Here is a 14420-nt window from a genome sequence, read left to right as displayed (position 1 = left end):
CCACCCGTGGTGACCAGCGCATAAGCTCGAAGGAACGGCTCGGGCGTAACCCGGTGGCCCGGCCGGCGGGGCTTTCATGATGCTGGCGATGAACGACACCAGGCGGCAGCAGTGTGTCCGGCTGCCCGCGGAGGTGACCAGCTTCGTTGGGCGTCGGCACGAGGTGGCCGAGGTCAAGCGACTGCTGTCCGCGTCACGCGCGGTCACGCTCACCGGCGTGGGCGGGGTCGGCAAGACCCGGCTGGCACTGCGGGTGGGGCTCGACATGGCGCGCGACTTCCGCGGCGGCGTGTGGTTCGTCGAGCTGGGCGCGCTGGAGAGCCCCGACATGCTGGCCCAGGTCGTGATCGAGGCGCTGGAGATCCGCCAGCAGAACGCCCGCTCCCCGCTGCGGGTGCTCACCGACTTCCTGGCCGACAAGAACGCCCTGATCATCCTGGACAACTGCGAGCACCTGGTCCGCGAGAGCGCCGTCCTGGCCGAGGCGCTGCTGCGCGCCGCGCCCGACCTGCGCATCCTGGCCACCAGCCGCGAGGCGCTGGGGTTCGTGGGCGAGCGGATCCTGCCGGTGCCGACGCTGCCCATGCCCGGGTCCGACGGCGCGGAGCTGCCCATCGAGTCGCTGGCCCGCACCGACGCCGTGCGCCTGTTCACCGAGCGGGCCATGGCCGTCCTGCCGTCGTTCCAGCTCACCGAGGACAACCGCGACATCGTCCTGCAGATCTGCCACCGGCTCGACGGCCTGCCGCTCGGCATCGAGCTGGCCGCCGTCCGGCTGCGCGCCCTGTCGCTGCGCCAGCTCCTGGACCGCCTGGACGACCGGTTCCGGCTGCTCACCGCCGGCTCCCCGGCCGAGCCGCCGCGCCACCAGACGCTGCGGGCGCTCATCGACTGGAGCTACGCGCTGTGCTCCGAGAAGGAGCGGCTGCTGTGGGCGCGCGCGTCGGTCTTCGCGGGCGGGCTCGACCTGGAGGGCGCCGAGGCCGTCTGCTCCGGCGACGGCATCGACCGCGAGGAGGTGCTCGACCTCGTCTGCGCGCTGGTCTCCAAGTCCATCCTGATCAGGGAAGAGCACGGCTCGCGGGTCCGCTACCGGCTGCTGGAGATCATCCGTCAGTACGGCCTCGAACGGCTCGCCGACCACGGGGAGCAGGGCGAGCTGCAACGGCGTCACCGCGACTACTACCGGGAGCTGGCCGCCGAGGCGCGGGACCACCTCTTCGGGCCCTCGCAGGTCGCCTGGTTCACCCGGCTGCGCCACGAGCACGCCAACCTGCACAGCGCCCTCGAACGCTGCCTGTGCGACCCCGACGAGGCCGGAGCCTGCCTGGAGATGGCCACCGACCTGCTCTACCACTGGATCACCGGCTACTACCTGGGCGAGGGCCGCCGCTGGCTCGACCGCGCGCTCGCCGCCGGCGCGGGCACCCCGGAGACGCGGGCGCGGGCGCTGTGGGCGGGAAGCTGGCTGGCCATCATCCAGGCCGACGTCCCGGCCGCGGCGGAGATGCTCAAGGAGAGCCAGAGCCTGGGCGAGCGGCTCGGGCTGGAGGACGTCCTCGGGTACGTCGCCCTCTACTCCGGGATGATCGCCATGTGCGAGGGTGACACCGACGGCGCCATCGAGCTGTACGAGCACGCCCTGGCCCGGCACCGCGCCCTGGGCGACCCGGTCGGCACCACGCTGGCCCTCATCCGGCTCTCGCTGGCCCACTCCTTCCGCGGCGACTCCGGCCGGGCCATCGCGATGGGCGACGAGTGCCTCGCCGTGGCCGACGCGCACGGGGAGGGCTGGCACAAGGCGTACATGATGATGGCACTCGGCGTGGACGTCTGGCGGCAGGGCGACCTGGCGCGGGCCGCCGCGCTGGAGGCGGAGAGCCTGACCTTCAACCGCGCGCTCGGCGACCCGCTCGGCGTGGGGGTCAACCTGGAGGTGCTGGCCTGGATCGCGACCACCGAGCGCGACCACCGGCGGGCGGCGCGGCTGTACGGCATCCTGCGGACCATCTGGCAGATGATCGGCGCGCCGCTGTCCGGCTTCGGGCATCTGGCCCGCTACCACGAGCAGTGCGAGCGCCTCACCCGGGAGGCGCTCGGCCGTTCCGCCTTCGAGACGGCCTTCGAGGAGGGCGTCCGGCTCTCCTTCGACGAGGCGCTCGACTACGCGCTCCAGAGGGACGAGCGCGTCGGCGAGCGCTCCACCGGCGGCGGCGGTGAGCGCCCGGCGGCCAAGGGGACCGGACCGCTCACCCGGAGGGAGACGGAGATCGCCCGGCTCGTCGCCCAGGGGCTGACCAACAAGGAGATCGCCACCACGCTGGTGATCTCCCAGCGCACCGCCGAGAGTCACATCGAGCACATCATGGGCAAGCTCGGCTTCCACTCGCGGGCCCAGGTGGCGGTCTGGGTCAACGAGCACGACGGCTGACGCGGCCCCGTGGGGCCGCGGGCGGTCAGTACGGGAGGCGGCGGCCGGACGGGGTCCGCAGGTCCAGGCCGGACTGGCCGGGGCTCGGCTTCTTGGACTTGCGGATCTGGATCCTGCGCACGGGCTGCGTGTCCTTTCGTCAGCAGCCGCCTCAGGCGGCCGTTCCACAGCAGACGGGGCCGATGGAGATGCTTGTGCCGTCCGGCAGCAACTCGCCCGTGTCATCGAAGATCACTACGCCGTTGCAGAGGAGGCCCCACCCCTGCTCGGGGTGGAAGGCCACCAGGCGGGCGGCGTCGTGGCACGGGGCGTCCGCCGGTGGACACGGCGGCTGGTGCTGGCACATGGCTCGTCCCTCTCTGCTTCTTCTCGGGTCGGCTGAGCCCATGTCTAAGCACCCAGACTGCCCGGCGCAGGGAAACAGAACGACGGGATAAATCCCTAATTCGGTACCTAGGCGTCCGTACGTAGGTAGTGAGAGGTCAGGAAACGGCCAAGAGCCGGACCACGCGGAACTCCCCCGCGGGGACCGTGAGCTCGCCGTCCACCGGCCGGCCGCCGGGCAGCGCGACGCCCGTGGCCGGGACCACCGCCGCGGCCTCCGTGTGGTTGATCGCGAACAGGTACGACCGGCCGTCGGGGTGCGCCCGCCGGACGAGCTCGACCCCGGGGTGGTTTGTGGTGGCCAGGCCGGCGTCCGCGCAGACCTCGGCCACCACGCGCCCCAGGAGGTCGCCGTCGGGCAGCGTGGTCAGGTAGTGGGCGGTGCCGTCGCCCCAGGCGTTGCGGGTCCAGGCCGGCTCGCCGCCGGCGTAGGTGTCGAGGACCTTGGCCGTGGTGGCGTGCGCCAGCTCGCTCCACACCGTGCCCGTGCCGCCGCCCGCGACGGTCACCGGCTCCCCGGGCGCGAGCGGGAAGAACTCCTCGACCGTCACCCCGAGCAGGTCGCGGAACGCGCCCGGGTAGCCGCCCAGCCGCACCCGGTCGTGCTCGTCCACGATCCCGCTGTACGGCGCGACGAGCACGGTGCCGCCGGCCGCGACGAACCGTTCGACGTTGGCCGCCCCCGCGTCGCTGATCAGGTAGAGGGCGGGGACGACGACCAGCCGGTACCGGGACAGGTCGCCCTCGGGGTGGGCGACGTCGCAGGTGACGCCCGCCTTCCAGAGCGCGCCGTACCACTGGCGGATGATCTCGACCGGGTCGCGGTGCGTGGTCGGCTGGGCCGGGTGGTCCTCGGCCCAGATGCTGGCGTAGTCGAGCAGGATCGCCGCGTCGGCCGTGACCGTGCTGCCCTCGACCTCGGCCAGGTCCTTCAGCAGCGCGCCGAGGGCCTTGACCTCACGCCAGATCTTGGTGTCGGTGCCCGCGTGCGGGACCATCCCCGAGTGCCACTTCTCGGCCCCCGCACGGGAGGCCCGCCACTGGAAGAACATGATCGCGTCCGCTCCCCTGGCGAGGTGCTGGACGGAGTTGCGCAGCAGCTCGCCGGGGCGCTTGGCCGGGTTGTGGCCCTGCCAGTTGACGGCGCTGGTGGAGTGCTCCATCAGCAGCCACGGCCGGCCGCGGTTGAGCGAGCGGGCGAAGTCGGCGGAGAAGGCGAGGTGGATGTGGGGGTCCTCGCCGATGAGGTAGTGGTCCGAGGAGACGGGGTCCATCTCCGGGGCGTACGTCCAGTAGTCCATCTCCCAGTGCATCCCGGCCATGAGGTTGGTGGTGGCGGGGACGCCGGGGGTCAGGCGGGCGAGCAGGTCGCGCTCGGCCCGGTAGAGGTCGAGCACCGCGTCGGAGCAGAACCTGCGGTAGTCGAGCTGCTGGCCCGGGTTGGTGAAGGTGGGCGTCGCCCGGGGCGGCAGGATCTGCTCCCAGGCGCTGTAGCGCTGGGACCAGAACGCGGTGCCCCAGGCGTCGTTGAGGGCGTCGAGCGTGCCGTAGCGCTCGCGCAGCCAGACGCGGAAGGCGGCGGCGGAGGCGTCGCAGTAGCAGCGGACGTTGTGGCAGCCGTACTCGTTGTGGATGTGCCAGATGGCCAGCGCCGGGTGGTCGCGGTAGCGCAGCGCCACCTGCTCGGCGACGCGCAGCGCCCGCTCGCGGTAGATCGGCGAGCTGGGGCAGAAGCCCTGCCTGCTGCCGTGGGACATCCGGCGGCCGTCGGCGTCGACGGGCAGCGCCTCCGGGTACGTGTGCCCGAACCAGGGGGGCGGCGCGGCCGTCGGCGTGGCCAGGCACGCCTGCACGCCGTTCTCGGCCAGCAGGTCCATGACCTTGTCGAGCATGCCGAAGTCGAACCGGCCCTCCTCGGGCTCCAGGAACGACCACGAGAAGATGCCGACGCTGACCCGGTTGACCCCGGCCTCGCGCATGAGGGTGACGTCCTCGGCCCAGGTCTCCTCGGGCCACTGCTCAGGGTTCCAGTCGCCGCCGTAGACGATCAAAGGGTGCTCCTCGCGGGACGCGTTCGTGGGGACGCGGGGCCGCGCCAGGGGGTATTAAAACGTTCTTCTTCCGCCGCGACAAGGCACTTCCCTGGTCGGGTCCAGGCGACTTTGACCGATCGTTCCAGAAAGAGGTAGTGTCGCGGGCATGGCCAGGAGCAAGGAGTTCGACCCGGGCGCGGCGCTCGACGCGGCGCTGGAGCTGTTCTGGGAGCGCGGGTACGAGTCGACCTCGATGGCCGACCTGGTCGAACGGCTCGGCATCGGCCGGGCCAGCCTGTACGCGACATTCGGGGGCAAGCACGAGCTCTACATGAAGGCGCTGGAGCGCTTCACGGAGGTGCAGAACCCGTCGGCCGTCGAGCTGCTGTCCCAGCCCGGGCCGGCGCTTCCGGCCGTGCGGCGGCTCGTCGGGTCGTTCGCCCGGCAGTCGTCCTCCGAGGAGGGCAAACGCGGCTGCATGATCGTCAACGCGGCGGCCGAGCTGCTGCCCCGCGACGAAGAGGTGTGCCGGTTCGTCGACCGCAACTGGGACAAATTGGAGACGGCCCTGACCTCGGCCCTCATCCGGGCGCGGGCGCAGGGCGAGCTGGACGCGGGCAAGGACCCCAGAGCGCTGGCCCGCTTCCTCATCGTGGTGCTCCAGGGCATGCGGGTCATGGGCAAGGCGTCGCCGGATCCGGCCCGGATGCGCGACGCGGCGGCCCACGCCCTCAGCCTGCTGTGACCGCCCCGCCCCTCTTCGGCATGTCCTTTATCTGGAACGTTCGGTCTAATTGAAAGGTCCCGCCGCGAGACGGCGGGCCGCGAGGAAAGAGGTTCGTCATGAGGTTCGCCGACAAGGTCGCGCTGGTCACCGGCGCCGGCTCCGGCATCGGCCGGGCCACCGCGCTCGCCTTCGCCCGCGAGGGGGCCCGCGTCGTGGTCGCCGGGCGGAACAGGGAGCCACTGGAGCAGACCGTGAAGCTGGCCGAGGAGGCGGGCGGCACGGCCACGGCGGTCACGGCCGACGTGACCCGCGCCGCCGACGTGGAGCGGCTGGTGGCGGAGACCGTCGCGGCGTACGGGTCGCTGGACATCGCGGTCAACAACGCCGGCGTCCTCACGATGGGACGCGCGGCCGAGATCGACGAGGCCGACTGGGCCCGCACGCTCGCGGTCAACACCACCGGCGTGATGCTGTCCATGAAGTACGAGATCGCCCACATGCTCACGGCCGGCGGCGGGGTCATCGTCAACGTCTCCTCGCAGATCGGCGCCCACAAGCGCATCCCGGGCACCGGCGCGTACGCGGCGAGCAAGGCGGCGGTGACCGCGCTGACCCGGACGGCCGCGCTGGAGTACATCCGGGACGGGATCCGGATCAACGCCGTCAGCCCGGGGCCGCACGACACGACGATGTCGCTGCGCCCGGGCGAGACGGAGGCGGACCGGGCCGTCCGCCTCGGTGAGCAGTTGCCCGTCGGGCGGGTGGGCGCGCTGGAGGAGGCCGCGTCCGGGATCCTCTGGATCGCCTCGCCGGATGCGGGCTTCACGGTGGGCCACGACCTGGTGATGGACGGCGGCTCCACCATCTGACCCACGACAGGGGTTGACGCCTGGGTCCTCTGGGACACCAGAGGACAAGGTGACGATCTTCAATAAGGCGGATAAATCATCATATAGAGCATTAATGCGTCCAATGGAGTGGCTTGGCGATAAGGGGGGCCTAGCCGCAGCCGCAGCGTTCTTGATAAACATTTTCGCGCCACCAGCACGCGATTTCATGAACCGGCTATCCATTAAGGGCGATAGTGAGCGAACCGATTCGGTTGTCCTCCCCCTGGACGCACCCCGTTCGCCACCTGTCGCGACACACCCGGCGGGAGCATCCGGTTGCTGGCCGATGACTTCTTCCTCGTCGCGTGGGACACGACCGGCACCGGCAAGCCCCGCCTGTACCTCCAGGGCCTGACGTTGGGCCTGGCCGGAGCCCTGATCGGCGAGCTCGTCCTGGAGAACCGGCTCACCGTGAGCGGCACGCGCCTCCAGCTCCTCGACCGCCTGCCGCTGCGCGAGAGCGTGGCCGACGCGACCCTGGCCGATATCGCGAATTCGCCCCAGCACACCGACGTGCGCACCTGGCTGGCGTATCTGGCGCAACGTTCCCTCGACGATGTCACCGGCCGATTACTCACCGTCGGGCTGCTGGAATGCGTGACGCCTAAATTGTTGAAACACAAACAGAATCGCTATTTCGCCACCGAGTTCGGGCCCGCCGTCTGGCCGTCCACTCGGCTGCGTCTCTCGCTGGTCCGCCGCCAGCCGCTGAACCCGTACGACATGCTGCTGGCCGCGCTCGTCGACGCCTGCGGCATGACCGACACCGTCGTCGAGGACCCCGACCACCGGCCCACCGCGCACCGCTACCTGGCCGCCGTGCTCGCCGCCATGCCGCAGCCGCTGCGCGACCTGAGCCGCCACGTCAGCGCGGCGGTCGGCGACGCCGTCCTCACCTATCGCACCTGACCGTTCCCCGCACCCGTTCCGACCCCGTTCTGAACCCCCCAGAGAGGTACCGGATGCCCGTCGCCCCCTCCCCCACCCGGCCTGATCCGATCGCCGGCGCGCTGGCCGCCGACCGGCTCGGCGCGCCGTCGGTGGTCTACTTCGTGCTCTCGGCCGCGGCCCCGCTGACCGTCGTCGCCGGCGTCGTCACCACCGCGTACGCGGTCACCGGCATCACCGGCCTGCCCGTCGCGTTCCTGGCCGTGGGCGCCGTGCTCGCCGTCTTCGCCGTCGGGTACGTCGCGATGGCCCGCCACATGGCCAACGCCGGAGCCTTCTACACCTACATCAGCCGCGGCCTCGGCCGCCCGGCCGGCATCGCCGCGGCCTGGGTCGCGCTGATCGCGTACAACGCGCTCCAGGTGGGCCTGTACGGCGCGTTCGGCGCGGCGGCCACGCCCCTCGTCGAGCGGTGGACCGGCGTCTCGCCGCCCTGGTGGCTGCTGTCGCTGGTCGCGTGGGCGCTGGTGTCGGTCCTCGGGGTGATGCGGATCGACGTCAACGGCCGGCTCCTCGCCGTCCTGCTCACGGCCGAGGTCGCGGTGATCCTGCTGTTCGACGTGGCCGACGTCGCCGGGCCCGCGCCGGCCGGCCTCTCGCTGGAGACGCTGTCGCCGGGAGCGCTGTTCGTGCCGGGGGTCGGCGCGCTGCTGATCACCGCCACGCTGGGCTTCGTGGGGTTCGAGTCGGCCGTGGTCTTCTCCGAGGAGAGCCGCGACCCGCGCCGTACGGTGCCGACCGCCACGTACGCCTCGATCGCCATCATCGCCGGCCTGTACGCGCTGTCCGCCTGGGCGATGACGGTCGCCACCGGGCCCGCGCACATCGTCGAGGCCGCCCGCCGCGACGGCGCCGAGACCATCTTCGTCATCGCCGCCACGCAGCTCGGCTCCGCCGTGGTGGACATCGCCCGGACGCTCTTCGTCACCAGCCTGTTCGCCGCGATGATCTCCTTCCACAACACCACGGCCCGCTACTTCTTCGCCCTCGGCCGCGAGCGCGTGCTGCCCGCCGTGTTCGGCCGCACCCGGCCGCGCACCGGCGCGCCCAAGGCCGGCTCGATCGCGCAGAGCGTGCTGGGCTTCCTGGTGATCGTCGGGTACGCGGTGCTGGGCCTCGACCCGCTGGTGCAGCTCTTCTTCTACGGCGGCACCTTCGGCGGCTTCGGCGTGCTGCTCCTGGTCTTCGCCACCTCGATCGCGGTCATCGCGTTCTTCTCCCGCGAGCCGAGCGGCGAGGACGTCTGGCGGCGGCTGGCCGCGCCGGTGCCGGCCGCGGCGGCGCTGGCCGTCATGGTCGTCCTCGCGGTGATCAACTTCCCGACCGTGCTCGGCGTGCCCGAGGGCGATCCGCTGGCCTGGATCCTGCCCTCCGTGTACGGCGTCGCCGCCGTGGTGGGCGTGGTGTGGGCCATGGTGCTGCGCTCCGGGCAACCGGCCGTCTACTCCCGGGTCGGCCTGGGCGCCAAGGCCGCGACCGTCCACGACCTCGCCCGCTGAGGAGCCCGCCATGACCTCGTCGTCCCCCGCCCCCGTGATCCGCCGCGCCGGCGCCTACGACGTGCCGCGCGTCGCGGAGCTGATCGCCACGGCGTTCGAGCCGCTCGCCGCCGTGTCGTACCTCGTGCCCGAGCCGCGCGGCCGGCACGAGATCATGACCGCCGACTTCCGGATCCTGGTCGAGCAGGCCGTCCGGCACGGCGAGATCGACCTGATCGACGACGCCCCCGCCGTGGCCGTCTGGTTCCCGCGCGTGGGACCGCTGCCCGAGCCGCCCGGCTACGAGCAGCGGCTCGCCGCGGCCGCCGGGCCGTGGCTGGAGCGCTTCCTGCTGCTGGATTCGCTGTTCGACAAGCACCATCCGGACGAGCCGCACCACCACCTGGCGTTCCTGGCGGTCCACCCGGCGCGGCAGGGCCGCGGGCTCGGCAGCGCGCTGCTGCGCCACCACCACGCCCGGCTCGGCGGGCTGCCCGCGTACCTGGAGGCGAGCAGCCCGCGCAGCCGCGACCTGTACCTGCGGCACGGCTACCGGCCGCGCGAGACGTTCGCGCTGCCGGACGGCGCGACGTTCTGGCCGATGTGGCGCCCGGGCGACGCCCCGTCGGCCGCCTGACCTCGTGGGACACGCGTGACGTCACACGCAGGTCACCTGGTGCGCCCGGTTTAATGCCGCCGCAATGCCACGGATCGTGGCCGCGTAACAGCCAGTGGTGAGACTGGCGGCCATGAGCGATGCACCGAAGGCGATCCACCCACGTGCCGGAACCGGCCGCCCGCACCACGCGCGCTCCTGGCGGCAGGAGGCCGTCGAGGTGACCGCGCTGTTCCTGGCGGTCGGCCTGGCCCATCTGCTCGCCACTCTCCTGGGCCACACGGACCCGGGCCCGGTCGTGCTGGTCGGGCTCGGGGCCGCGCTGGTCGTCGGCTCGGCCGTCCACAAGCGGCTGCACGGCAGCCTGCCCTCCGGAGCGGGACGGCGGGGCGCGAAGGGGTCCAGAGCGGGACGGAGGGGCGCGAAGGGTTCCGGCGCGCCCCTGCCCGAGGGCGGCGCCGGGACCGTCATGAGCCTGTGGCGGATCAGGATGCGCGTGGTCGAGCGGCCCGGCCGCCTCGCGGAGGTCGCGGGCGCGTTCGGCCGTCTGGGGTGCAACATCCTGTCCCTGCACATCGCGCCCACCGGCAGCAGCGCCATCACTCCGGCGGGCTGCGACGCGCTGGACGAGTTCGTCGTGGAGGCGCCCACGGGCCTGGAGCCGGACGCCCTGCGCGCCGCGCTCGCCGCCGCGGGCGGGCTGGACGTGTTCGTCGTCCCCGCCCGGGTCAAGGACCTCACCGACCCCGGCGTCCAGGGTCTGCTGCTGGCCCGCCGGGTCCACGACGACCCCGGGCAGCTTCCCCAGGCGATGGGCGAGCTGCTGCGCGCGCCCGAGGTCGAGTGGCGGCGCCCGGGCGAGACCGTGGCGGAGGAGGCCGAGCTGAACAGCACGATGGTGATCTCCGTCCACCCGGAGCGGGCGCTGCTGCTGCGGCGTCCCGGCCTGCCGTTCACGCCGACCGAGGCCGCCCGGGCCGCCGCACTGGCCGCCGCCGCCCGCGACGCCCGCTACAGCCGTCCGTGAACGCCGCGACGCCGCAGACGGGCGTCGGTGACCCGTCAGTCGAGGTCGAGGTCGCGAAGCTGGGCGCGCGCCGAGATCCCCAGCTTGGGGAACGCCCGCAACAGGGCGCGCGCACGCAGGGCCCAGGGCTCGGCCCCGAGCCGGCTCCGCGTCCCCGGCACGTACGGCGGCCTCGACCAGATCCGGGAGCTTCGCGAGCGCGATGAAGTCATTGGCGTGCCCCCGGGCGTAGCTGAAAGTTTCAGCGCGCGTTGCCGGGCCCGCGACGCCGTGTTTCAATGCGCACACACGGGTGCTGCCGGGCGGGGCGGGTCGTGGACGGGTTCCTCTTTCGCTCGAACAAGGGACTCCTCCATGAGACCGATCCGGTCGGCGGCCCTGGTGGCCGCGGCGGCCGTGGCCCTGGTGACGAGCCTGCTGGTGGCGTTGTCGCCACAGCAGGCACAGGCCCACGGCGTCACGATGTTCCCCGGCGCGCGCACGTTCCTGTGCTGGCAGGACGGCCTGCGCGAGAACGGGCAGATCATCCCCTACAACCCGGCCTGCGCGGCGGCGGTCGCGCAGAGCGGCACGACCCCGCTCTACAACTGGTTCGCGGTGCTGCGCTCCGACGGCGGCGGCCGCACGTCGGGGTTCATCCCGGACGGCCAGATCTGCAGCGGCGGCCAGGGCGGGCCGTACGACTTCACCGCCTACAACGCGGTCCGCTCCGACTGGCCACTCACCCACCTGACCTCGGGGGCGACCATCCAGGTCCGGCACAGCAACTGGGCGGCGCACCCCGGCTCGTTCGTGTACTACATCACCAAGAACGGCTGGAACCCCGACGCGCCGCTCAAGTGGTCCGACCTGGAGTCGTTCGGCAGCGTGGCCAACCCGCCGCAGTCCGGCGGGACGGGCGGCCTGAACTACTACTACTGGAACGTCCAGCTCCCGTCCGGCAAGAGCGGGCGCCACATCCTGTTCATCCACTGGATCCGCTCCGACAGCCAGGAGAACTTCTACAGCTGCTCCGACGTGGTCTTCGACGGCGGCAACGGCGAGGTCACCGGCGTCGGCCCGAACGGCCAGTCACCCGGCACGACCCCGACCGTCACCCCCACGGTCACCCCGACCGTGACGCCCACCGTGACCCCGACCGTGACGCCGACCTCCCCCGGCGCCTGCACCGCCACGTGGCGCACCATCGCCACGCCCGGCTGGGCGGGCCACTTCCAGGCCGAGGTCACCGTCCGCAACCCCGGCTCCACCGCGCTGAACGGCTGGACGGTCAAGTGGACCTACTCCGGCGGCCAGGGCTTCGAGGGCCAGCCGTGGAACGGAGTGCTGTCCTCGCAGCCGCCCGACGTGACGGTCAAGAACGCCACCCACAACGCGCGGATAGCGGCGAACTCCAGCACCACGTTCGGGTTCAACGCCACCGGCAACGCCCCCGACCCGGCTCCCACGCTGACGTGCACGAGCCCGTAGGCGACACCCGGCCCGGGGAGGGCGGCGTGACCCTGACCCGGCGGAAGGGGGCCGTGGCGGCGGTCGCCGCGGCCCTCGTCCTGCTGGCCGGGGTGAGCGTGGTGCTGGCGGTCCAGCAGGCGGGACGGCACGACCTGGAGCGGAGCCTCGGCGACCAGGTGACCGCCCTGCTCGAACGGGCGACACCGGCCGAGCACCACGAGCACGGCCACGACTTCGGCGCGGACGCCGGGCGGGTGGTGTGCGCGGTGGAGCCGTTCGGCTTCGACCCGCCGGACGCCCGCGCGGTCTCGCAGGTGCGGTGGGTCTACGCCCGGCACCTGTGCGCGGTCACCGGCACAGGGACGAACTGGGCCATGTCGGTCCGCGCCTCCGGCCCGATCGCGGTACGGCTGGGCGCCGCGCCATGGGTCAGGGTGCCCGAGCCGGGGCCGGGCTATCCGGACCGGGTCAGGGAGATCGTCCCGGAGCGCTATCACCGGGAGGCGTTCGAGGAGTTCGCGGACGAGGGGGTGATCGAGGCGGCCCGCGCGCGGTTCGAGCGGCGGCAGGCGGCTCGCTGAGCGCGGGGCGCGGCCACGACGTGAAGGACGCGGCTGGCGGAGAAGGGGGAGGTCTCACGGCCGGCCGCGTCCCTGCCATCCGGGCGGGATGGTGTCATGGAACGGTCACACGGTTGCGGGGGCGGCCTCACCTCCTGGATTTCGGGGAGCGCGATGGGAGCGCTCCCAAGCAGGATTGTGCGAGCCGGCGGCCGGATGTCAACGAAAGGCGGCTTCGCGCGGCGTTCCTTCCGGTCTCACCTGGCTCGCGACGTGAAAGTTTCACGGGTCATGACGCGCGTGGCGCCCGGCCCCACGGGTAGGCGGCGGCGTAGCCGAGAGGAGACCCGACATGACCGACAGCTCGCGCCGGCCGGAGACGATGGAGGAGAAGGACGTCATCGACCTCCTCCTCGCCCAGCACGCGATGATCAGGGACATGTTCGACGAGGTCGAGCAGGCGGGCCCGGAGGAGCGCGGCCCCGCCTTCACCCGCCTGGTCCGCCTGCTGGCCGTCCACGAGACGGCCGAGGAGGAGATCGTCCACCCGTACGTCCGCAAGGTCGTCGACGGCGGCGACGCCGTGGTGGACGACCGGCTGGCCGAGGAGCGGCAGGCCAAGGAGCTCCTCCAGCGGCTGGAGGAGGCGGGCCCCGACGCCCCCGACTTCCTGGAGCGGCTCGCGCTACTGCGCGCCGCCGTCACCGCGCACGCGCGCAGCGAGGAGCGCTACGAGTTCGTCCGGCTGCGCGCCGAGACCGGGCCCGCCGAGCGCCGCGCGATGGCCGCCGGCGTCAAGGCCGCCGAGGCGCTGGCCCCCACCCACCCGCACCCGGGCGTGGAGTCGGCCACCATGAACCTCCTGGTCGGCACGCCCGTCGCGATGGTCGACCGCATCCGCGACGTCATCCGCCAGGCGATGCGCTGACCTGGCGACCTGCGCGCGAGCAGAGGTAGGGTTTTCCCTACCCCCGGCTGACCTGCCGGCGGCATCGTCCGGCGCCGTCCGGTTCCGTAGCGTTTCCCGCATGACGACCCTCTGGCACCGCATCGCGACCGACACCCGCTACACGTTCATGGGCCTGCCGTCCGCGCTCGCCTCCTTCAGCCTGGTCGTGACCGGTGTCGCGGCCGGGGCCGGCAGCGCGGTCGCCGGCGTCGGCCTTCCCGTGCTGGCCGGCACCGCCTCCCTCGCGCGCAACTTCGCCGACGGCGAGCGGGAGTCGCTCGCCGAGGTCCTGCGCCGCCCGGTCGGACGACCGGTGTACGCCGAGCCGCCGGCGGGCGCGGGCTGGTGGCGTCGGACGCTGAACCCGCTGACGAGCCCCCGGGCGTGGATGGACCTGATGCACGCCGTCGTGGCGTTCCCGTTCGCGCTGGCCGCGTTCGTCGTCACCACCGTGTGGTGGGCGGTCGCGATCGCCGGGCTGGCGTTCCCGCTGTACGGCTGGATCGTCGCCAAGATCCCCGGCGTGGACGGCGGCCTGCCGCAGCTCCTCGGCCTGGGCAGCGGCACGACGGCGTTCGTGCTGTTCAACACGGCCGTGGGCGCGCTGTTCGCGCTGACGCTCGCGCCCGCCGTGCGGGCGGCCGCGCTGCTCAAGGCGGCGCCCGCGCAGCTCCTGCTGGCCGGCCCGGTCGTGGAGAGCCCGTACGACCTCGACGCGTACGGCACCGCCCGCCCGGTGTTCCGCGCCACCGCGCACCTCTGAGCCGCCCGCACCTTTGAGCCGCCCGCGCCAGTGGGACGCCGCGAATCAGGACAGGGCCCAACGAAAGGGGCCGGCCGCTGCGGATTCCCTCCCGGTCAGCGGCGGCCGGCCCCCTCCCCCCTCCACGTCAAAGCTTGGCGGTTACCGCGCTGACCTGGAAGG

14 protein-coding genes are annotated in these 14420 nt (G+C 72.7%); 11 read left to right on the top strand and 3 right to left on the bottom strand.

All coding sequences use genetic code 11. The annotated features are described in order from the left end of the window. Window positions 1–88: 88 nt before the first annotated feature. Window positions 89–2431, top strand: coding sequence for a LuxR C-terminal-related transcriptional regulator (locus HD595_RS19435; RefSeq protein WP_253771012.1), 2343 nt, complete (start codon window positions 89–91; stop codon window positions 2429–2431). Between the two features lie 151 nt (window positions 2432–2582). Here the strand turns inward: HD595_RS19435 and HD595_RS19430 are convergent, their stop codons facing one another. Further along, the gene (locus tag HD595_RS19430) at window positions 2583–2777 is read right to left on the bottom strand and encodes a DUF5999 family protein (RefSeq protein ID WP_253771010.1); all 195 of its coding nucleotides are present in this window, start codon (window positions 2775–2777) and stop codon (window positions 2583–2585) included. A gap of 136 nt (window positions 2778–2913) precedes the next feature. Beyond that, window positions 2914–4866, bottom strand: coding sequence for a beta-galactosidase (locus HD595_RS19425; protein ID WP_253771008.1), 1953 nt, complete (start codon window positions 4864–4866; stop codon window positions 2914–2916). Between the two features lie 148 nt (window positions 4867–5014). On the opposite strand from HD595_RS19425, the gene HD595_RS19420 reads away from it, so the two are divergent. The 6 genes from HD595_RS19420 (at window position 5015) to HD595_RS19395 (ending at window position 10534) form a co-directional block, all read left to right on the top strand. Continuing rightward, entirely contained in the window at window positions 5015–5593 is a 579-nt protein-coding gene (locus HD595_RS19420) for a TetR/AcrR family transcriptional regulator (protein ID WP_253771006.1), read from the top strand. A 98-nt stretch (window positions 5594–5691) separates the two neighbouring features. After that, a complete protein-coding gene (locus tag HD595_RS19415) occupies window positions 5692–6444 on the top strand; it encodes an SDR family NAD(P)-dependent oxidoreductase (protein ID WP_253771004.1) in 753 nt (250 codons plus the stop codon). Between the two features lie 297 nt (window positions 6445–6741). Beyond that, window positions 6742–7374 carry a GOLPH3/VPS74 family protein gene (locus HD595_RS19410; protein ID WP_253771003.1) on the top strand — a complete coding sequence of 211 codons (633 nt, stop codon included), beginning with the start codon at window positions 6742–6744 and terminating at the stop codon, window positions 7372–7374. 53 nt (window positions 7375–7427) lie between these two features. Next, on the top strand, window positions 7428–8912 hold the full coding sequence (locus HD595_RS19405; RefSeq protein WP_253771001.1) for an APC family permease: 1485 nt from the start codon (window positions 7428–7430) through the stop codon (window positions 8910–8912). 10 nt (window positions 8913–8922) lie between these two features. Beyond that, complete coding sequence (locus tag HD595_RS19400) at window positions 8923–9528, top strand: GNAT family N-acetyltransferase (RefSeq protein WP_253770999.1); 606 nt, start codon at window positions 8923–8925, stop codon at window positions 9526–9528. 112 nt (window positions 9529–9640) lie between these two features. Next, complete coding sequence (locus HD595_RS19395) at window positions 9641–10534, top strand: ACT domain-containing protein (protein ID WP_253770997.1); 894 nt, start codon at window positions 9641–9643, stop codon at window positions 10532–10534. Between the two features lie 35 nt (window positions 10535–10569). On the opposite strand, the gene HD595_RS45920 is transcribed toward HD595_RS19395, so the two are convergent. Then, window positions 10570–10695 (bottom strand): hypothetical protein, encoded by a 126-nt coding sequence (locus HD595_RS45920; protein ID WP_301309542.1) that lies wholly within the window; start codon window positions 10693–10695, stop codon window positions 10570–10572. Window positions 10696–10888: 193 nt separating this feature from the next. Between HD595_RS45920 and HD595_RS19390 the strand changes: the two genes are divergently transcribed. The 4 genes from HD595_RS19390 (at window position 10889) to HD595_RS19375 (ending at window position 14258) form a co-directional block, all read left to right on the top strand. After that, window positions 10889–12004: a lytic polysaccharide monooxygenase gene (locus HD595_RS19390; protein WP_253770995.1), complete on the top strand. Its 1116-nt coding sequence runs from the start codon at window positions 10889–10891 to the stop codon at window positions 12002–12004. A gap of 26 nt (window positions 12005–12030) precedes the next feature. Next, window positions 12031–12567 (top strand): hypothetical protein, encoded by a 537-nt coding sequence (locus tag HD595_RS19385; RefSeq protein WP_253770993.1) that lies wholly within the window; start codon window positions 12031–12033, stop codon window positions 12565–12567. Between the two features lie 331 nt (window positions 12568–12898). Next, on the top strand, window positions 12899–13474 hold the full coding sequence (locus tag HD595_RS19380) for a hemerythrin domain-containing protein (protein WP_253770992.1): 576 nt from the start codon (window positions 12899–12901) through the stop codon (window positions 13472–13474). Window positions 13475–13574: 100 nt separating this feature from the next. Next, entirely contained in the window at window positions 13575–14258 is a 684-nt protein-coding gene (locus HD595_RS19375) for a sensor domain-containing protein (RefSeq protein ID WP_253770991.1), read from the top strand. The last annotated feature ends 162 nt before the right edge of the window (window positions 14259–14420 follow it).

This window comes from Nonomuraea roseoviolacea subsp. carminata (genome assembly GCF_024172185.1).
GTDB lineage: Bacteria > Actinomycetota > Actinomycetes > Streptosporangiales > Streptosporangiaceae > Nonomuraea > Nonomuraea roseoviolacea.
The sequence above is the reverse complement of the archived record's forward strand: the minus strand, read 5'-3'. Positions and strand labels throughout refer to the sequence as shown.